Origin of the sequence: Nocardia arizonensis (genome assembly GCF_001310275.1) — a bacterium.
Lineage (GTDB): Bacteria > Actinomycetota > Actinomycetes > Mycobacteriales > Mycobacteriaceae > Nocardia > Nocardia arizonensis.
Genome location: NZ_LGYZ01000050.1, coordinates 121,355 through 140,439 on the forward strand (window position 1 = coordinate 121,355; position 19,085 = coordinate 140,439).

16 protein-coding genes are annotated in these 19,085 nt (G+C 69.1%); 11 read left to right on the forward strand and 5 right to left on the reverse strand.

Translation table 11 applies throughout. The annotated features are described in order from the left end of the window. The first annotated feature begins 5 nt into the window (after nucleotides 1–5). The 5 genes from APZ21_RS09310 to APZ21_RS09330 all read left to right on the forward strand — a co-directional run bounded on the left by APZ21_RS09310 (nucleotide 6) and on the right by APZ21_RS09330 (nucleotide 5,997). Nucleotides 6–1,250, forward strand: coding sequence for an aminotransferase class V-fold PLP-dependent enzyme (locus tag APZ21_RS09310; protein ID WP_239476554.1), 1,245 nt, complete (start codon nucleotides 6–8; stop codon nucleotides 1,248–1,250). After that, nucleotides 1,247–2,521: a heavy-metal-associated domain-containing protein gene (locus APZ21_RS09315; RefSeq protein WP_054812851.1), complete on the forward strand. Its 1,275-nt coding sequence runs from the start codon at nucleotides 1,247–1,249 to the stop codon at nucleotides 2,519–2,521. Before APZ21_RS09310 ends, APZ21_RS09315 begins: the two co-directional genes overlap by 4 nt. Continuing rightward, on the forward strand, nucleotides 2,518–3,981 hold the full coding sequence (locus APZ21_RS09320) for a type III PLP-dependent enzyme domain-containing protein (protein WP_054812852.1): 1,464 nt from the start codon (nucleotides 2,518–2,520) through the stop codon (nucleotides 3,979–3,981). The genes APZ21_RS09315 and APZ21_RS09320 overlap by 4 nt, the downstream gene beginning before the upstream one ends. Next, on the forward strand, nucleotides 3,981–5,306 hold the full coding sequence (locus tag APZ21_RS09325) for a pyridoxal-phosphate dependent enzyme (RefSeq protein WP_054812853.1): 1,326 nt from the start codon (nucleotides 3,981–3,983) through the stop codon (nucleotides 5,304–5,306). Before APZ21_RS09320 ends, APZ21_RS09325 begins: the two co-directional genes overlap by 1 nt. Nucleotides 5,307–5,376: 70 nt before the next feature. Next, nucleotides 5,377–5,997: a TetR/AcrR family transcriptional regulator gene (locus tag APZ21_RS09330; RefSeq protein WP_054812854.1), complete on the forward strand. Its 621-nt coding sequence runs from the start codon at nucleotides 5,377–5,379 to the stop codon at nucleotides 5,995–5,997. Nucleotides 5,998–6,084: 87 nt separating this feature from the next. On the opposite strand, the gene APZ21_RS09335 is transcribed toward APZ21_RS09330, so the two are convergent. After that, the gene (locus APZ21_RS09335; RefSeq protein ID WP_054812855.1) at nucleotides 6,085–10,101 is read right to left on the reverse strand and encodes a tetratricopeptide repeat protein; all 4,017 of its coding nucleotides are present in this window, start codon (nucleotides 10,099–10,101) and stop codon (nucleotides 6,085–6,087) included. 110 nt (nucleotides 10,102–10,211) lie between these two features. On the opposite strand from APZ21_RS09335, the gene APZ21_RS09340 reads away from it, so the two are divergent. The 4 genes from APZ21_RS09340 to APZ21_RS09355 all read left to right on the forward strand — a co-directional run bounded on the left by APZ21_RS09340 (nucleotide 10,212) and on the right by APZ21_RS09355 (nucleotide 12,993). Continuing rightward, a complete protein-coding gene (locus tag APZ21_RS09340) occupies nucleotides 10,212–11,132 on the forward strand; it encodes an alpha/beta hydrolase family protein (protein WP_054812856.1) in 921 nt (306 codons plus the stop codon). 70 nt (nucleotides 11,133–11,202) lie between these two features. Then, the gene (locus APZ21_RS09345) at nucleotides 11,203–11,439 is read left to right on the forward strand and encodes a hypothetical protein (protein WP_054812857.1); all 237 of its coding nucleotides are present in this window, start codon (nucleotides 11,203–11,205) and stop codon (nucleotides 11,437–11,439) included. Between the two features lie 13 nt (nucleotides 11,440–11,452). Continuing rightward, nucleotides 11,453–12,553 carry an SPFH domain-containing protein gene (locus tag APZ21_RS09350; protein WP_054812858.1) on the forward strand — a complete coding sequence of 367 codons (1,101 nt, stop codon included), beginning with the start codon at nucleotides 11,453–11,455 and terminating at the stop codon, nucleotides 12,551–12,553. A 35-nt stretch (nucleotides 12,554–12,588) separates the two neighbouring features. Beyond that, nucleotides 12,589–12,993 carry a cold shock domain-containing protein gene (locus APZ21_RS09355; protein ID WP_054812859.1) on the forward strand — a complete coding sequence of 135 codons (405 nt, stop codon included), beginning with the start codon at nucleotides 12,589–12,591 and terminating at the stop codon, nucleotides 12,991–12,993. Nucleotides 12,994–13,021: 28 nt separating this feature from the next. Here APZ21_RS09355 and APZ21_RS09360 read toward each other — a convergent pair whose 3' ends face one another. Further along, a complete protein-coding gene (locus APZ21_RS09360; protein WP_204249071.1) occupies nucleotides 13,022–14,839 on the reverse strand; it encodes an alkyl/aryl-sulfatase in 1,818 nt (605 codons plus the stop codon). Nucleotides 14,840–14,884: 45 nt separating this feature from the next. After that, on the reverse strand, nucleotides 14,885–15,541 hold the full coding sequence (locus APZ21_RS09365) for a GAP family protein (RefSeq protein WP_054812861.1): 657 nt from the start codon (nucleotides 15,539–15,541) through the stop codon (nucleotides 14,885–14,887). A gap of 348 nt (nucleotides 15,542–15,889) precedes the next feature. Here APZ21_RS09365 and APZ21_RS09370 point away from each other — a divergent pair, with 348 nt between their 5' ends. Together APZ21_RS09370 and ligD are read left to right on the forward strand one after the other, a co-directional pair. Then, nucleotides 15,890–16,975 (forward strand): ATP-dependent DNA ligase, encoded by a 1,086-nt coding sequence (locus APZ21_RS09370; protein ID WP_204249072.1) that lies wholly within the window; start codon nucleotides 15,890–15,892, stop codon nucleotides 16,973–16,975. Beyond that, nucleotides 16,972–17,973: a non-homologous end-joining DNA ligase gene (gene ligD, locus APZ21_RS09375; protein ID WP_054812862.1), complete on the forward strand. Its 1,002-nt coding sequence runs from the start codon at nucleotides 16,972–16,974 to the stop codon at nucleotides 17,971–17,973. Before APZ21_RS09370 ends, ligD begins: the two co-directional genes overlap by 4 nt. A 10-nt stretch (nucleotides 17,974–17,983) precedes the next feature. Here ligD and APZ21_RS09380 read toward each other — a convergent pair whose 3' ends face one another. After that, a complete protein-coding gene (locus APZ21_RS09380) occupies nucleotides 17,984–18,694 on the reverse strand; it encodes a hypothetical protein (RefSeq protein ID WP_156370913.1) in 711 nt (236 codons plus the stop codon). Beyond that, nucleotides 18,695–19,057, reverse strand: coding sequence for a hypothetical protein (locus tag APZ21_RS33885; protein ID WP_156370915.1), 363 nt, complete (start codon nucleotides 19,055–19,057; stop codon nucleotides 18,695–18,697). Between the last annotated feature and the right edge of the window lie 28 nt (nucleotides 19,058–19,085).

The following is a 19,085-nucleotide window of genomic DNA, read 5'->3' on the forward strand; positions in this document are numbered from 1 at the left end:
TCACGTTGCGGTCGTCCGCGTCCGGGCCGCGCGCCGTCGTGCGCGAGATGTTTCCCGCACTGGCCGGGTCGAGGGAGGTCTACCTCGACAGCGCCGCCACCACCCAGAAGCCGGGGGCGGTGATCGAGGCGGTGCACGAGTACCACAGCTCGCGCACCGCCAACGCCGATCGCGGCGCCTATCCGTGGGCCACCGGTCTGAGCGCCCGGCTGGCGGGCATCCGCGCCGAGACCGCCCGGTTCATCGGCGCGTCCGGCCCCGACGAGGTGGTCTTCACCTCGGGGGCGACCGCCGCGCTCAATGCCGTCGCGCTGTCCTGGGGGCTGGCCGAACTCGCCGACGGCGACCAAATCCTCTACAACCCGCGCGACCACGCCTCCACCGTGTATCCGTGGCATCATCTGCGCGCGCTGCTGGCCCGCTTCGGCCGCACTCTCGAACTGGTCCCCTATCGCACGACCGCGCTCGGCGAGGCCGACACCGACGACATCGCGGCGAAGGTGACCCCGCGCACCCGGCTCATCGTCACCGAACACGTCCACCACGTCTTCGGCGGGCGCACCACCCTCGAGCAATTGCGCGGCCGTATCGACCCGGCCATTCTGCTGTGCTTCGATTGCAGTCAGAGCGGCGGACACCAGCCGGTGGACGTGAGCGAACTCGGCGCCGACTTCGCGATCTTCGCCGCGCACAAGATGTTCGGCGTTCCTGGTACCGGAATACTGTACTGCCGCCGCCGGATTCACGACCGGCTGCTGCCGTTCCTGCCCGGCGGCAATACCGGCGTGCGCTTGGACGAGTCGGGTCTGCGGCCAACCCGCATGCCCGATCTGCTCGAGGGCGGCACCCACAACATCCCCGGCATCCTCGCGCTCGGGGCGGCGCTGGAGGTGCTCGAGTCCTTCGGTCTCGACGTCATCGCCGCGCACGATCGCGATCTCACGACCCGTCTCGTGGCCGGACTGCGCGGCGTGCCGGGTCTGGATTTCCTGCCCGGCCCCGCGTACGCGCCGCACGGGACAGGGCACGGCATCGTGTCGTTCACGATCTACGGAATCTCCTCCGCCGATGTGGGATTCGTCTCGAGCGAACTCGGATTCCTGGTACGCACCGGACTGCACTGCACCGCCGTCGACGACGACGCGCGGGCGCTGGACTCGGTGCGGGTCAGTACCCATATCTACAACACCGTCGACGAGATCGACCGGTTCGTCCGGTGCCTCACGACGATTGCCGAGGAGGTTTCGTGACCGAGCGCAGCGACAACCCGCGCTACGACCGGCGGGCCGCGTCCCGCGTCCTCGCCGAACTTGCCCGTCCCGGGCTGTTCGGGCGGGTCGACACCGCACCCGGCCCGCGGCGCGTGGAATACACCAGTACCGCGCTGCGAACCGAGCCCAACAGCCATCTGACCTACTCGCAGCGGCTCTACCTCGACCGTTTCATGCGGCCCTGTCAGCCACACCAGGTCACCAGCGCCAGCCACCGCATCAGCTGGGTCGACAGCGACGGCATTCCGAACGCGGGGCACTATCGCGCCGACGGACTCGGGCCGATCGTGCCCATCGCCGCACGCGAGGCGGTGCTCGCGCTGTGGCACGCGCTCACCGCCGACACCGCCTTCACCGCGCGGGTCGCCGCGCTCGGTCCACGCGAGCACACGGTCCTGACCGGGACCACCACCGATCACGACCCGCTCGAGATCTTCCGGGTCGGCATCGAGGCGACCGGCCGGGCGCTGGCGCAGCACGCGCTGCTCGCGCGCCAGACCCCGTATCGCGGTCCGGCCGAATTCGCCGCGGGCATCAACGATTCCGGTATCTTCGCCGCCGTCGCCACCCGCTGGTACTGGGAATTGCAGGCTTCGACCTATCGGCGCGGCATGATCCCGGTGACCCTGGCCGCCCAACCGGACGGCACCGTGCGCTACACCGCGGACACGGTGGCGACGCTGCGCGCCATGAAGGACGCCACCATCACCGAAGCGCACACCGTCATGCGCCGCGCCACCCGGGTCGAGGGGCTCGGAGTCGCCGAGGCCATCGCCAAATACCACGACGAACTCGACCTCATCTCCCGCCAGTACGCGCTGCTGCCCTCCGGCACCCGCCCCGCCTGCCTCGCGGCCATGCCGCATCAGCTCGACGGCGCGCACTACAGCGTGCTGCCGGTGGTGGCGACGCGCTTCGTCGAGGTCTTCGACGATCTCGCGGCCCGCTGCGAGATCGTTGAAGTCGGAACCGCCATCGACGACGAAATCGACGATCTGCCCGCCACCGCGGAGGACCGGGTGTTCTACGTCCCCGATATGAACTGCAAACACTGCGTGCGCACCATCACCGGCGTGCTCGAGTCGATGGATATCGCCGTGGCGGAGATCGATCTGCTCAGCAAGCGCGTGGTGGCCGAATTCCGCAGCCCGCGCAACCGGCTGCGGGCCTTCGAGGCGATCCGCGACGGCGGCTACAATCCGGTGCCCCAGCGGCCGCCCGCCGCACGGACCTCCGAGCCCGCGATATGAGCGCCGCCCATCCGGGGCTGCCCGCGCTGTCGCATCCGCTGGTGCGTGCCTTCCTCGACAGCCGCGCCGACCTCGAGCACGCCGTCACGCGCTTCGGCGCGCCGCTGCACCTGCTGTTCCCGCAGGTCTACGCCCGGAACCTCGCGCGGCTGCGCGCGGTGGCACGGTCGCGCGCGGTCGCCCACCGAATCTGCTACGCGCACAAGGTGAATCGGTCCACCGCCTTCGTGCGCACCGCCGAACGGGCGGGGATCGGCATCGATGTCGCCTCGCCGTGGGAACTGTCGCACGCCGAGCGGGCAGGCTTCGACCCGACCCGGATCGAGGTGACCGGCCCGAAGGGCGAACCCTTCCTGCGTAGGCTGGTCGGGCACGGCGCGACGATCAATGTCGACAATCTGTGGGAGCTGGGGCGCCTCATCGAACTGGCCGCCGACGGGTCACGGGTACCGGTCCTGCTGCGGGTCGCGGATTTCCCGGGCGCGCCCGCGAGCCGATTCGGCATCGCCCTGGCACAGGCCGACCGCGCCTTCTCGCTGCTGTCGGAGCATCACGATCGCATCGACCTGCGCGGATTCGCCTTCCACCTCGATTCCGGCGAGCTCGCCGAACGCGTGCGTGCGGTCGAGGCGTGTCTGGATCTGGTCGAACGGGCTTACGGTCACGGGCACGCGCCCTCGGTGCTGAATATCGGCGGCGGATTCCGGCAGGTCTTCACCGCCGACGCAGGCCGCTTCGACGGATACGTGCGCGCGCTGCGGGCATCGCTGCTCGGGCGCGGGCAGTCGATGAGCTGGGGCGCCAATACCTTCGGTTATCACGTCGACGGCGGCGCGGTGCACGGCGTCCCGGTGTTCCACAAGTACGCCAATACCGTCTCCGCGGCGGACATGCTCGACGGCCTGCTCACCGCGCCACTGGAACGCCACGGCGGGCGCACGGTCGCCGAGGTCGCAGGCGACAATCTGCTCACCCTCTGGCTGGAACCGGGCAAGGCGCTGGTCGACCACGCCGGGATCACGGTGGCCGCGGTGATGTTCACCAAGGAACTCACCGACGACACGGTTCTGGTCACGGTCGACCTGAGCCGCGACGCGGTGACGCCCGCCGATCAGGAGGTCATGGTGGATCCTCTGCTGCTGCCCGGTCCGGCCGCGCCGCCGGAACGCGCGGAACCGATCGGGGTGTACCTCGCGGGCAGGCTGTGTCTGGAGCGGGACATGATCGCCAACCACAAGGTGTGGCTGCCGTGGCGACCGCGGCCCGGCGATCTGCTCGTCTTCCCGAATACCGCCGCCTACCACACGGATCTGTCCGCGGCCTCGGCCTCCATGCATCCGGCGCCCGTCAAGGCGGCGGTGACACGTGACGACGACGGATTCCATATCGTCGCCGATCACGAGCTCGTCCCCGACGATTGCATTCTCGACGAGGTCGGCGACGGCGTGGAGGCCCGCTGATGCGTTACGACGACATCACCGAGCTGATCGGGAATACGCCGCTGCTGCGGCTCGACCCCGCGGTGCACGGACTGCGACGGGTCCAGCTGTACGCGAAACTCGAGTTCTACAACCCGTTCGGTTCGGTCAAGGACCGGGTCGCGTTGGCCATGGTCGGCGAGCAGATCGCGGCGCTCGGCGCGGCCGGGCGCTCGCTCATCGAGGCGTCGAGCGGCAATACCGCCAAAGCGCTGCGGGTGCTCGGGGCGCGGCACGGCGTCGGCCTGCGCGCGGTGACCAACCGGATCAAGGTCGCCGAGGTGCGCGATCTGCTCCGGCTGCTCGACACCGATATCGTCGAACTGCCCGGCCTGTCCGAATGCCCCGATCCCACCACACCCAACGACGTGTACTCGGTTATCGAGTCGACCCTGACCAAGGAGCCCGGCGCGTACCACCATCCGTCGCAGTACACCAACGAGAAGAATATCGATGCCCACTATCGGGGCACCGGTCGCGAGATCCACGAGGATCTGTGCGCCGACGGCGGACCCGGCCGGGTGGACTATCTCATCGGCGGGCTCGGCACCACCGGCTCGACCCGCGGCGCGGCCACCTACCTGCGCGAACACCATCCCGGCCTGCGCACCGTCGCCGTGGTCTCCGAACGTTCCGACTTCATCCCCGGCATCCGCTCGGAGACCGAGATGTGGGACGTCGGCCTGTTCCGCCCCGAATTCTACGACCGCATCGTGAGCGTGGACTCCGCCGCGGCCATCAGGGCGACCCTGCGACTGGCCGCGGGCTACGGCGTCCTGGCCGGTCCGACCAGCGGCGCGGCGTATGCCGCCGCATTGGAAACGCTCGGCGCGGTGCACGTTTCGGACCGCGATGACGACATCGTCGCGGTCGTCATCGTCTGTGACCGGCTGGAACCGTATCTGTCCTACATCCGCAAGCGCCGACCCGACCTGTTCGGCCGCGCCGATCGCCGTCGCGACCCGTCCGCGGCGGAGCTGGCCGCCGTCCCGGAGCTCTCCCCCGCCGCCCTGGCCGAACTCGACCGCGACGCCGACCCGGTGATCGTGGACACCCGCGGCGCGATGGCATACCGCATCGGACATGTGCCGGGTGCCGTCAATATCCGCGACGACCTGCTCGAGGACATGTTCGCCCATGGCATCCCGTTCTCGCGCTCGCGTCCGGTCGTGTTCGTCTGTCCCGTCGGCGAGATCTCCCGCCGTTTCACCGCGCTCGCCCGCGCCGAGGGCTACGACGCGGCCGGTCTGGCGGGCGGGATCATCGCCTGGCGAGACGCGGGTCTGGCACTGGAAAGCGGCGCCTGAGCGGGGTCCCGTCCGCGCCGGCGCCGACCGTGACCGGTCTCGGGCCGTCGCGGGCCATTACTGTGGGACGGTGCGGACAGATCAGGACTCAGACGACGGCCCCCGCATCTGGGGCGGGACCACGCTCACCGAACGGCGCGAAGCGCGTCGCGTCGCGCTGCTCGATGCCGCGCTGAACCTGATCGGGGAAGCCGGCGCCGCAGGCGTCACGATGCGCGCGGTGTGCCGCCGGGCCAACCTCACCGACCGCTACTTCTACGAGAGCTTCACCAGTCGCGACGAACTGCTCGATGTGCTGTATCGGCAGGTCGCCGAGGAATTCCTGGAGCCGATGACCGCCTTCGCCGTCGCCGACGATCCGAGCCGCGACCGCGCGCTGTCGGAGATCCTGGTCGACAAGGTGCTCAAGGACCCGCGCAAATCACGGCTGTTCCTGGTCGAACCGTATTCGAGCACGGGGCTGGGCCAGACCACGATCGCGGTGATGCCCGCCTTCACCCGGCTGATCCAGGACCACCTGTTCTCCCACATCGAGGATCCGGTGCGCAGGCGTCTGGCCGCGGTCACCATGGCCAGCGGCAATGCGGGCATGTTCTCGGCCTGGCTGAGCGGCTCGCTGCGGGCCACCCGCGACCAGATCGTCGACCACTGCGTGGCGACCATCACCGCCTACCGCACGCTCTACCGGTAGGCGCCGTGCGCGCGCACGGCCGGGTCGCCGCGGGCCGCCCGTGCCCTCGCACCGGTGTTCCCGGAGCCGGGCGGCTCAGCGCCCGATTCAGCGCGCCTCGCGCCAGTGGGCGAGAATCTCTCGGGTGAATTCGGCGTCGGGATCGTCGGTTCCGAACGCGCGGATCTGGTCGGCGAGCACCGCCTCCCATTCGGTGACCGCCGCCGCCACCGCGCCGCTCGCCGCCCGCACGTGCGCCAGATTGTTGCGGGCCCGCAAGGTGGTCCGGTGCATCGGTCCGAGGACGAGTGCCAGTCCCGCGCACAGGGTTTCGAATTCGGTGAGCGCGCCCTCGAGGTCGCCGCTCTCGGCCCGCCGTCGCGCGAGCTCGTTGCGGGTGGTCAGCGTGACGGGATGGTCGGGACCGAACAGCCGCAGCCAGGCGGCGAGCAGGATCTCGTATTCGCGTGCCGCGCCTGTCGCGTCGCCGGTCCGGCCGCGGATGCGCGCGAGTTGGTAGCGGGTGTCGAGGGTGGCCGGATGGTCCGGTCCGAGGATGCGCAGCCGGTCGGCGAGCAGGAGTTCGTAATCGGCGAGCGCGGATTCGCCCTTGCGGGTCAGATGGTCGAGCAGCAGCGAGCGGGTGATGAGCACCCCGGGATGGTCCTTGCCGAGCACCTGCTGCTTCTCGGCGATCAGATGCGACAGCCGGTCGGTGATGTCACTCAGGTCGCGGTTGCGCAGTCCGAAGGCGAGCAGATTGTGGCGCGCCTCGAGCACACTGGGATGGACGGGTCCGAGCACCCGGAGCATGTCGACGACCAGGTACTCGAGTTCCCTGATGGCCTCCGCCAGATCGCCGCTCTCTCCGCGATAGAGCGCGACGTTGTTGCGGGTGCTCAGGGTGTTGGGGTGGTCGGGTCCGAGCACACGCAACTGGTCGGCGAGCAGCCGCTCGAATTCTGCGGTGGCGCCGCGCAGGTCGCCGCTGTGCGCGCGGCAGTAGGCTAGATTGTTACGGGTGGCCAGGGTGTCCGGGTGGTCCGGGCCGAGGATGCGCAGCCGGTCCCGCAGCAGCCGTTCGTACTCCGTTCGCGCCCTGACGAAATCGCCGCTGCCGCTGCGCACTCCGGCGAGATTGCCGCGAATCACCAGTGTCGAGGGGTGATCGGGGCCGATGGCGCGCAGCTGATCGGCCAGCAGACGTTCGAATTCGTCGATGGCGGTGGCGTGGTCACCGCTCTCGGCACGGAATACCGCGAGACTACCTCGGGTGCCGAGGGTTTCGGGATGGTCGGCGCCGAGCACCCGGAGCCGGTCGGCGAGCAGTCCGTCCAATTCCGCGATGGCGCCACGGGTGTCGCCCGCCTTGCCGCGGCTGTAGGCGAGGTGGTCGCGGGTCATGAGGGTGTCGGGATGGTCGGGTCCGAGCACGCGCACCTGATCGGAGAGAAGTTGCTGGAATTCCCGCACCGCCCCGCGCAAGTCACCGCTGCGGGCCCGACACCAGGCAAGACAGTCCCGAGTGTCGAGGCTGACCGGATCATCGGGTCCGAGCACGCGGATCAGATCGGCGAGCAGCAGTTCGTAATCGGCGATGGCCCCCGGCAGGTCGCCGCTCTCGGCGCGGAAGGTCGCCAGATTGTTGCGAATACCGAAGGTGTCGGGATGGTCGGAACCCATCGCGGCCAGATGGTCGGTGTGCAGGCGCTCGAATTCGCCGATGGCGCCCGCCAGATCGCCACTGTGGGCGCGGAAGTAGGCGAGATTGTTGCGGGTGCGGAAGATATCGGGATGATCCGGCGGCAGCATGCGCCGCTGATCGGCGAGCAGACGTTCGAATTCGGCCATCGCGGCGCGCAGATCGCCGCCCTCGCCGCGCAACCAGGCGAGATTGTTTCGGGTCGCCAGCGTGATCGCGTCGAGCGGACCGAGCAGCCGATTCGCGTCCGCCAGTAGGGCTTCGGTCTCGGCGATGGCGCCGCCGAGGTCGCCGCTGCGGCCGCGCCAGCGGGCGAGGTTGCCCCTGGCCTGCATGGTGTCGGGATCCTCCGCACCCGCGCCCGCCACGAAGGAGGGCAACCACGCCGCCCACAGGTCACGGTTGTCGGCCGCACGCGGAGTCTCCAATCCGGTGAGGAAGGCTAGCGCCGCACCGGAATCGCCGTGTGCCAGATAGTGTCTGGCGCCGGAGCCGCGAGCGTAGGCGTGCACCCGCGGTGATTCGGTGACCTCGATGGCGCGGCTGATGGCCCAGTGCGCGTCCACCAGGTCCACCCCCATCCGCGCGATCTCGGAGCGCAGGGCGCGCACCAGGGCGCTGTGGGTGATCCCGAGGGTCTCCTGTTCGGTGCCGGGTTTGCTGCGGGTCACCAGGACGCCGAGTCCCACGGTGAGGTCACGGATGCGCGTCGGACCGAGTTCCGCGCCGAGCGCGGACATCGCGGCGTCGAGCAGTTCCAGCGGCAGCACCGGGCCGACCCCCGCCGCGACCAGCACCGCCAGCAGCGGGCCGAGTCCGGCCGCGCCGTCGGCCCCGGCCGCCCGCACCGCCTCCTCCACCCGCAGCGCTACCACGCCGTCCAGACCGAGACCGTCCGCGATACCGGAGGCGCCGATATCGGTGACCACCTCCACGAGCAGCCGCGCCAGCAGCCAGCCGCCCGCCACGGCGCCGTCGGCCTGGACGGAGGTCTCGACCACGAGGTCATCGATCCACCGCGCCGCGGGCAACCGCTCGTCCGTGGCGGCGCCGAAAGCCCCGAGAACCGCGACGATCTCGTCGACCGCCGGTTCGGCCACCTCGATGCGGTGCATATGCGCCAGCGCCGGATCGTTCTCGACGCCCGCGCCCGCGCGGAATCCGATGATGACGTACACATTCCGCAGGGCCGGTCGCGTGGTGAGCTGTGCCACCGCCCGGCAGAGCAGACTCCTCACCCCTTCCTCCGGTTGGTTGAGCCCGTCCAGGACGAGGGTGATGCGCCTGCCGTTCGCGGCGAGTCGGGCCAGCGGCCTGCACACCTCGATATCGAAGCCGTCGAGTTCGGTGGCGCTGACCCGCGCCGCGTGCCGGGTCGCGGCGACCGCCTCGGCGAAGCCGGGCAGACGCGCCGACAACTGCGCCGCCAACTCCCCCGACACCGCGGCGAAGGAGCTGTGCACGGTGAGAAAGACGACGGCGGTGACGTATTCGGGCGCGAACGGCATGGTGTCGAGCAGACTTGGGCGCACCAATGTGGCCAACAGGGTCGACTTGCCGACACCCGGCGGGCCGACGACCGCGCGCAGCCGGTGCTCGCCCGCGGCCATGATGCCGGTGAGGGCTTCGCGCACCGACTCGGTCAGCAGCAGCCGCCGGGTGAGCTGGTCGACGAAACCGGCGGCGGCCCGGCCCGCGTCGGCGTCGCCGCGCAGCGCGACGTTCGGGACCAACCACAGTCCGGGATCGCCGCCGTGTTCGGAGACCGCGCCGGAGGTGAACGACAGGTGCTGTGGCTGCTGGCGGGTACAGGCCGTCGCGATCGGCCCGACCAGATCCGACGGCAGCAGATTCTCACCGCGCGAGGGCAATCCCGCCTCGAAGGTCGTCAGCAGGGTTCGGGTGAAACAGCCCGCGAAGGCCGGGCCGTCGCCGGAGGCGACCAGCAGTTCCATCCGCCCGGAGGATCGGGCCAGCACATCGGTCCAGCGCCGGGCCGCGCCGAGGACGCCCTGTTCGGGCTCGCACGCGTCGACCAGTACCACCAATCCGTCCAGCGTCCAACGGTCGAGCCGTTCGCGGATCTCCTGGATCAGGTGGAAGGCCGTGTGCAGCGTCGGGGTCGGCGGCGAATCGTGGCCGAGCAGATAGTAATCGGACTCCCCGACGGCCACCCCGTGGCCGATGAAGGCCAGCAGCAGTGTCGCCTGCTGCGCGTCGGCGGCCTGGAATGCCTCGTCCACCGCCGAGAACAGTTGCGCCGCGGTCGGATCGAGCAGCGGTCCGGTCGCGGATAGCGCGGGACGCCAGCCGCCGGCCGCCGTCAGACTCGCGTCCAATTCGCCCGCCAGCTCGGAGACGAAACCCAATTCCCCCAGCGCGGCACATTCCGCGCCCACGACGAGCGCCAGCCGTCCTGCCATGTCAGAACGATACGTGAGCCCCCGCGCACCTTTCGCGCCACCGTCGCCCGCGCCGTGCGAGTAGCCTGACATCGTCAGGGGAGCCATGATCATCGGAAGCGGGGAGCGCGATGGCGGCGATCGTCTTGGTGCACGGTATCGCTCAGGAGCAGTACGGCGCCGATGTGCTGGAGGCGCAATGGCTTCCGGCGCTGGCGAGCGGGGTGCGCGAGGCCGGCCACGCGGATGTCGCTGACCGGTTGTGGCGCGCGGGCGCCCCCGGAGCGCTGGAAGCGCGCATGGCCTACTACGGCTCGGCCTTCCTCGATCCCGAGGCGCAGGGGTCGGGTGCGGCCGAGGTCGCGCGGACCGACCTGGCCGAGGAACTCGCCACCGCCTGGCTGGCGGCCGCCGCCGAATGCGCCGCGCACCCGCAGGATCGGGCGCAGGCGCGCCGCTATCTCGACAATGCCGCGCTCGGCGACGAGGGCGCCCAGGGCGCGGGGCGTCTGCTTCGCCCCGCGGCGCAGGCGCTGACCCGGCTGAAGTGGTTCGCGCCCTTCGGCTTCGGTCTCGCCGCGCGTTTCGTCAACCGCGCGCTCGGCCAGGTCACCCGCTACCTCGAGGAGCCGGATGTGCGCGAACACGCGCTCGGCCGCGTCCTCGACCTCATCGGACCCGAAACCCGCGTGGTCATCGGGCATTCCCTCGGTTCCGTCGTCGCCTACGAGGCGATGCACCGCAGCGCCCACCCCGCGACCCTGATCACCCTTGGTTCACCGCTGGCGCTGCAATCGGTCATCTACCCGCGGCTACGCCCGCAGCCGCCGCGGGTGCCCGCCGCGGTCACCCGCTGGGAGAACCTCGCCGATCGCGACGACATCGTCGCCTCACACCTGGATCTGGCACCCTATTTCCCGCCAACCGACGGCGCCGCGGTCACGCCGATCACCCACGCGGGTCTGGACAATGGCGCGGGCGCCCACGACGCGACGCACTATCTCGCCAAGCGGTCGGTGGGCCGTATCGTCGCCGAATCGTTCATCGCGTAGTCCGCCGCCGTTGCGCTCCCGGAAGTAGGCTGGGTGAGTTCCGGCGATCGAACCAGGAGTGTGCACCACGATGACCGATCCCGTCACGGGATTGACCGGTACGATCACCTCGCCGATTCGCGGCGCCGGAACCCTCGGGGAAGTTCTGGTGGCAATTCGCGGGGGTACCGAACTGTACATCGCGCGGGCGCGGGAGCCGATCGAAGCGGGGGTCAGCGTACTGATCATCGCCGTGCATCCCGGACGCATCGTCGACGTGGTGCCGTGGGTTCCGCTGACGTCGCCGGACCTGATGGAAGATATCTGAGAGGAGTTCGACGTTGCTGGGGTACCACGTACCTGATCCGGACGAGGCGATGCTGGTCAGCGGCGCCAAGGCGAAGGACAACGCGCCGTTCAAGGTCGTCATCGGACGCGGAGCCTGGGTCGTACCGCTGTTCCGCAAGGTCCGCTATCTGTCGCTGGCCATGTTCGAGGCCGAGATCAAGGAACGCTGCGTCACCAAACAGGCCATTCAGCTCGATGTGCGGGCGGTCATCGCGTTCAAGGTCGCCAACGACACCGTGTCCATCGTCAATGCCGCGCAACGCTTCCTGTCCGAACAGGAGCGGGAGATGTCGGTGCTGACCGGTCGCATCTTCTCCGGCCATCTGCGCTCCATCGTCGGTTCCATGACGGTGGAGGAGATCATCCGCGAGCGCCAGAAGTTGGCCGACGAGGTTCTGGTCGCCTCCAAGGTCGAGATGAGCAATATCGGACTGTGGGTGGATTCGTTCCAGATCCAGTCCATCGATGACGGCAATCTGGGTTACATCAACGCACTGGCCGCTCCGCACAATGCCGCGGTGCAGCGCGATGCGCAGATCGCCCAGGCGCAGGCCGCGCAGAAGGCCGCCGAGGCCGAACAGGAATCGCTGCGCCGTCAGGCCGAGTACCAGCGCGAGACGTCGATTCTCAAGGCCCAGTATCAGCGCGATATCGACAAGGCCAATGCCGAGGCCGCGCAGGCGGGCCCGCTGGCCGAGGCCATCGCCCTCCAAGAGGTGCTCACCGCGCAGGCCGAGCAGGCGCGCAAGGAGGCCCAGCTGCGCGAACAGCAGTTGCAGGCCGAGGTCGTCAAGCCCGCGCAGGCCGAGGCCGAGCGGGTGCGCATCCTCGCCGAGGCGGAGGCCGACCGCACCCGGATCCAGGCCGAGGCCGCCGCCTCGAACAATCGCATCGCCCTCGATCAGCTGCTGATCAACCAGCTGCCCGAAATCGTGAAACAGGCCGCGACCGGACTGTCGAACGCCAATCTCACCGTCCTCAACGGACCGGACGGCGTCGGGGAATTGGTGAACGGAATGGTCGGACAGGGCCTGACGGTGTTCAATTCCCTACAAAAGGCGCTTTCGAACGACGACGGCGAGAAAGCGGGCTAGAGTAACCGGCGTAGAGACGGCGGCGCGAGGAGTGGGTGTTGGTGTCCATTGGGAAATTGGTGTCGTTCGACAGTTCCCGGGGGTTCGGGTTCATCCGGCCGGAGGACGGTGGGCCGGACGTGTTCGTACACGTGAACGACATCGGGCTGGACGAGGACGAACTCCGGCAGGGGCGCGTGTTCGAGTTCGACGTCACCGAGGGTGATCGGGGTCCGAAAGCGATCAATCTGAGTGCGGTGGGCGGTGCACCCGCACCCGCGCCAGCGACCGCGCGCGGCAAGAAGGAGAAGTCCGTGGGCGGTATCTCGGCCGCGGAGCACACGCGGTTGATCACCGAACTGCTCCTCGACGCGAGTCCCGCACTCACCGCGGGCGAGATACTGACCATACGCGAACGTCTCACCGCCTTCGCCGAACAGCACGGCTGGCTCGACGCGTGATCGGGCGACCCTCGGGTCGCCCGATCGTTCACGGAGTCACGATCGGGAAATAGGGGTCCGGGGTGTCGAGCAGCCCCGCCAGGGTGGCGAGCACCTGCGGGTCGCCCTGGACCTCCACGCCCTCGAGCCCGTTGCCGCCGAGTACGCCGGACAATTGCGGTTTGGTCAGCGTCAGCGTGAGGTCGGCCGCACCGGTCAGCGGCGCGTGCTCGGTCGCGGCGCGGTGGGTGAGCGCGCCGTTGGACAGGGTCAGACGCAGGGTGCGGTCCTCGTCGGTCAGCCGCCAGTCCATGGTGAACGCGCAGCCCGCGGCCTTGGGGCCGTCGATGCGCACGGCCAGTGCGTCGGCGAGCATATCCGCGGTCAGCGCCGCCACCATTTCCGCACCGGTCAGATCCACCACCTTACGGATCACCCCCTCGCGCAATTCCATCGCGCCGGTGAGATAGAAATTGCGCCACGTGCCGTTCTCCGCCCCCTGACCGAGGCGCTCGTAGACGTTCGCCAGCACCTCCTTGGCCTCGGCGTGGGTCGGGTCGGCGAACACCGCGTGGTTGAGCAGGGTCGCGGCGAACCGCAGATCGTCCAGGTCGGCGTATTCGCGCGCCCGCGCCACCACCGCGTCGGCGCCGCCGTAGTCGGCGACATAGCGTTTGGCCGTCTCGACCGGCGGATGCTCCCACAGATGCGCCGGATTGCCGTCGAACCACCCCATGTACCGCTGATAGACCGCCTTGACGTTGTGACTCAGCGATCCGTAGTAGCCGCGATTGGCCCACACCGCGTCCAGCGCGGGCGGCAGTTCCAGTCGTTCGGCGATCTCCGTGCCCGTCAGTCCGCGATTGAGCAGACGCACGGTCTGGTCGTGGAGATAGGCGTACATATCGCGTTGGGCGCTCAGCAGGGCGAGGAAACGTTCGCGCCCCCACACCGGCCAGTGGTGCGAGGCGAAGGCCACGTCGATCCGGTCGGCGAACAACGCCATCGCCTCGTCCAGATAACGCGCCCAGATCCGGGAGTCGCGCACGAGCGCGCCCCGCAGGGTCAGCACGTTGTGCATATTGTGGGTGGCGTTCTCGGCCAGGCACAGCGCGCGCCTGTCGGGGAACAGGAAGTTCATCTCCGCGGGCGCCTCGGTGCCCGGCGTCATCTGGAAGACGATGCGCACCCCGTCGATCGTCTCCTCCTGGCCGGTGCGGGTGATGTCGAGCGTCGGCGCGATCAACGAAACGGTGCCCGCCGACACGGTCATGCCGAGTCCGCAGCCGATCTGGCCGTCAGGCGCCTTGGGCAGATCGGCGCCGTACATGTACACCGCGCGGCGGGTCATGGCGTTGCCCGCGTAGACGTTCTCGCTCACCGCGTGTTCAAGGAAACCCTCGGGCGCGAGAATCGGAACCGACTCGTGTCCGTGCGGCAGCACGCCGCGCGCGCCGCCGAAGTGGTCGCCGTGCGAATGGGTGTAGATGAGCCCCGTCACCGGTCGCGGGCCACGGTGCGCCCGGTACAGTTCCAGTGCGGCGGCGGCGGTTTCGACACTGATCAGGGGATCGATCACGATCACCCCGCGCTCTCCCTCGACCAGCGTCATATTCGACAGGTCCAGATTCCGCACCTGGTAGATGCCCTCGGTGACCTCGAACAGGCCCTGCTTGTTGCACAGTCGGCCCTGCCGCCACAGGCTGGGATGCGCGGTCGGCGGACATTCCTCGGTGAGGAACGCATAGGATGCGCCGTCCCAGACGACGGCGCCCTTCGCGTCGCGGATCACCGGCGGTTCGAGCGCGGCGACGAATCCCCGGTCGGCGTCGTCGAAATCGGAGCGGTCCTGGTAGTCGAGACTCATGGCGGTCATTCCTTCCGTATTCGAAACGACAGGACCGTGCGACGATCAGGCCAACGCCACCAGGCCGCGTCCGGTGAACAGCAGGCCGAAACCGACGAAGACGCAGACGGCCAGCAGCCGATCGTGGACTACCATCCAGCGTTTGACCACGTCGAGCACGGCCCTGGCGCGCACGCCGAGCAGGATGTACATGCCGATGGGAATCAGGAAATCCAATGCGGCGCAGAACAACAGCAGCGCGGTGGCCCCGATCGCCCCGCCGACCCCGACACCCGAACCTGCGATGACGCTGACGCCCGACAGCATGATGAGCAGGTTCGGATTCAGTACCGCGAGCACCAGTCCGACCGCGAAAGCCTTTCGGGTCACGGCGGATCCGAGTTCACCCGCCCATCCGGGCGGCCGGCCGCCGCGCACCGGGCGCCGCAGCAGCAGCCACGCGCCGATGGCGAGGAAAAGCAGCCCGACCAGCAACCCCACCCAGTGCGCGACCGCGGGCGAGGCCGCGTGCGGCTCGCCCGCGCCGCCGAGCAGCCCCGCGACGCCGATCTGCGAGTACACCAACAGGAACGCCGCACCGAAAATGTAGGCGTTGCGCACGGCGTTGCCGGATTGCAGCAGCAGCACGCACCCCACGACAGCGGCCGGAGTGACCAGCAGGCCGATCATCTCCGGCAACAGTTGCCAGAACAGTTCGCCCATCGCCGCCGCCCGCCTTTCACATCGGAGATCGCCGCGCGCACGGTCGGACACACCGGCGGTTCGCGTCCGATACCGCGAAGGCCATCGTCTGCCACCTTCATCCCGGCGAGATCCGGGCCTGCCGGTGTGCCGAGGCCGGCCGCCGCCTCGAATCTCGCACGGGTCCGGTCCCACCTGCCTCACCCGTTACGGGTGAGCGATCGCGGGCGCGGACCGGCCGGGAGCGCGACGCGCCGTTCGCCGAGTCGCTGTCGGTGCGGACGCCTACGATCGAGCGCGACGCCGTACCGATGAGTTCTCTTCCCCGGCGTCGTCTGCACGGTTGTCCGACGACCCGAGGAGCAGCGCGTGGACCTACCGGTCATGCCACCCGTTCGCCCGATGCTGGCGAAGACGACGCCGTCCGTGCCGCGCGAGGCGGGATTCAGCTACGAACCGAAATGGGACGGATTCCGCTGCATCGTCTTCCGCGACGGTGACGAGGTGGAACTCGGTTCCCGCAACGACCGCCCGCTCACCCGCTACTTTCCCGAGGTCGCCGAACTCCTGAAGCGGGCATTGCCGGACAAGTGCGTGATCGACGGGGAGATCGTGGTGGTCACCGATCAGGGACTGGATTTCGACACGCTTCAGAACAGGCTGCACCCGGCCGCGTCACGGGTGGCCAAACTGTCGGTCGAGACGCCCGCCGGCTTCGTCGCCTTCGATCTGCTCGCCCTCGGCGACCGCGATCTCACCGCCGAACCGTTCGCCGAACGCAGGCGAATACTCGAAACGATTCTGGACACCGCGCTCGCGCGCGTGCACCTGACGCCCATCACCGGCGATCCCGATGTGGCCCAGGACTGGTTCACCCGGTTCGAGGGCGCGGGGTTCGACGGCGTCATCGCCAAGTCCGACGAGCTGGCCTACCTCCAGGACAAGCGGGTCATGCTCAAGATCAAGCACGAGCGCACCGCCGACTGCGTGGTAGCCGGATTCCGCTGGCACAAGGACGGCGCGGGGGTCGGGTCGCTGCTGCTCGGCCTGTTCGACGACGAGGGCCACCTGCACCACGTCGGGGTCGCGAGCAGTTTCACCGCCGCGCGCCGCAAGGAACTGGTCGAGGAGCTCGAACCGCTGCGCGAGAACGCACTCGAAGACCATCCGTGGCGGCAGTGGGCCGACGCCGCGGCGCAGGCAGGCGCCGACGGCAAGATGCCCGGCGGCATCAGCCGCTGGACCGGTGGCAAGGATCTGTCCTGGGAGCCGTTGCGACCCGAACTCGTCGCCGAGGTCCGCTACGAACACGTGCAATCCGGCCGGCTGCGCCACGGCGGGCGACTGGTCCGCTTCCGCGCCGACCGCACCCCGCGATCGTGTACTTACGCCCAACTCGACGAGGTCGCCCCCGCCGAACTGCGCACCATCTTCGAGGAAGCCGCCCGCCGATGAGCGCGTCGATCGAGATCGAGACCGACGGCAGGACCGTCACCATCAGCAATCCCGACAAGGTCTACTTCAGCAAACGCGGCGAGACCAAACTCGACCTCGTCCGCTACTACCAGGCGGTGGCCGAACCGCTGCTCGGTGTGATCGGCAATCGGCCGCTGCTGCTCGAACGCCATCCCGACGGCGCGTCGGGCAAATCCTGGTTCCAGAAGCGGGTCCCGAAATCCGCGCCGGACTGGCTGCACACCGTCGAGGTGTCCACGCCCAACGGCACCACCAGCGACGCACTGGTTGCCCACGATCTCGCCCACATCCTGTGGGCGGTCAACCAGGGCTGCCTCGGCTTCCACGTCTGGCCCAATCGCGTCGACGATCTCGACATCGCCGACGAACTCCGCATCGATCTCGATCCCTCTCCCGGCACCGGCTTCGATGATCTGAAGCGGGCGGCGGTGCGCACCCGGGAGTTGCTCACCGAACTCGGGATCGAATCGGCGGTCAAGACCTCGGGATCACGCGGGCTGCACATCTACGTCGCGCTGGAACCGACATGGGACGGATATCAGGTGCGCGCCGCGGCGGTGGCGCTGGCGCGGGAATTGGAGCGGCGGTACTCGGAGGAGATCACCGCCCAGTGGTGGAAGGAGCAGCGCGGTCACCGCGTTTTCGTCGACTTCAACCAGAACGCCCCGCACAAGACCGTGTTCGGCGCGTGGTGCGTGCGGCCGAAGGTGGGCGCGCAGGTGTCGACGCCGATCTCCTGGTCGGAGCTGGACACTGTCGTACCCGACGATCTGACCATCGCCACCGTGCCCGCGCTGCTGGCCGAACGCGGTGATCCCTGGGCCGCCCGTGCGCCGCAATCCATCGAAGCGCTGCTGGAGATGTCGGAGCGGGATATGGCCGCCGGGCTCATGGACGCGCCGTGGCCGCCGCAGTATCCGAAGATGCCCAACGAGCCGCCGCGGGTCCAGCCGAGCAGGGCCAGGACACAGGGCTGAGTGGCGCGGACTACTCGATCCAGCGAACCCAGGTGCCAGTGCGGCCGCTGCCCTCGCACACCAGCGCGCGACCGTCGGTGGTGCGCCCGGTCTTCGACACCGTCGGATCGCACGTGGTGCCCGCCTCGAATTGACCGGTGCCCACGTTGTAGGGCCCGGCCCACTGGTAGTCGCCGTTGGCCTTCAGGCACAGCAGAGTGCCGCCGTCGGAGCCGAGACCGATCGCGCCGACCTGCGCCGCCGTGCACGACCCGCCCTTGCGCGCGGTGACCTGGGTTGTCGCCGCGGTGGTCACGGTGGGCAGCGCCGCCGTGGTCGGCGCGGCGGTCGTGGCGGGCGCGGCGGTGGCGGGGGCCACGGTCTGCGCCGCCACCGACTGGTCGGTGCGTGGCAGCGAATCGGTGAGCGAACTGCCGTTCAGAACGATGAACGCCACCACGGCCGCCGCCTCCACCGCGCCGAGCAGCAGGGCGAAGGTCGCCATGCCGCGCCCCTTCGGATAGCCGAACGCGATCAGCCCGAACACCAGGGCGACCGGGAACAGCAGCAACAGCGCGGCGACGAGTGCCACGATCGCGTAGGGGTTGACGATCGGAAGCATTTCCTCGGCGGGTTCCTCGCCTCGCTGCGGCCAGCGTTGCTCTCCGCGCGCATCGAGCCTGCGCTCCTCCTCCGGCTCCCGCCAGCGGTCGCGCTCCTCCCACTGTTGCATCCGTGCCATTCACAGTCCCTCTCGCATACACAATTCGCGCAGGAACCTCGGGCTGCCCGAACCCCGCCCCGATAACGACACAGGATAGGGGCAGAAAGCGACCATATGGCTCGAAATGTTCGTTCTCACACGTTTTGCAGCGGATCTGCTCCAGAAATCGTGTCGGTTGCGCGAGAGAACACCTGCGGGAACAGCAACACGGTCTGCTCCGATCGGAGTATCGAGCGAGGAAACACGCATCGGCTTGCCGCGCGCACCCGGCACCGGCCGGCAATCCGGCCCGACGATGAACTCATGCTCGCCGCCGATAGCGCGACGCCAATATTGTGACTTCCACCACTCCAGCCGATAGATCGGGGCATCGGAGAACACCTCACGCCCACCCCGCCCCATCGACCAC

What these genes read in the sequence shown, in the direction of transcription:
- APZ21_RS09360 (WP_204249071.1), bottom strand. Translation starts at nt 14,839, where the DNA reads ATGAGTCTCGACTACCAGGACCGCTCCGATTTCGACGACGCCGACCGG.
- APZ21_RS09380 (WP_156370913.1), bottom strand. Translation starts at nt 18,694, where the DNA reads ATGGCACGGATGCAACAGTGGGAGGAGCGCGACCGCTGGCGGGAGCCG.
- APZ21_RS09345 (WP_054812857.1), top strand. Translation starts at nt 11,203, where the DNA reads ATGACCGATCCCGTCACGGGATTGACCGGTACGATCACCTCGCCGATT.
- ligD (WP_054812862.1), top strand. Translation starts at nt 16,972, where the DNA reads ATGAGCGCGTCGATCGAGATCGAGACCGACGGCAGGACCGTCACCATC.
- APZ21_RS09340 (WP_054812856.1), top strand. Translation starts at nt 10,212, where the DNA reads ATGGCGGCGATCGTCTTGGTGCACGGTATCGCTCAGGAGCAGTACGGC.
- APZ21_RS09335 (WP_054812855.1), bottom strand. Translation starts at nt 10,101, where the DNA reads ATGGCAGGACGGCTGGCGCTCGTCGTGGGCGCGGAATGTGCCGCGCTG.
- APZ21_RS09325 (WP_054812853.1), top strand. Translation starts at nt 3,981, where the DNA reads ATGCGTTACGACGACATCACCGAGCTGATCGGGAATACGCCGCTGCTG.
- APZ21_RS09320 (WP_054812852.1), top strand. Translation starts at nt 2,518, where the DNA reads ATGAGCGCCGCCCATCCGGGGCTGCCCGCGCTGTCGCATCCGCTGGTG.
- APZ21_RS09365 (WP_054812861.1), bottom strand. Translation starts at nt 15,541, where the DNA reads ATGGGCGAACTGTTCTGGCAACTGTTGCCGGAGATGATCGGCCTGCTG.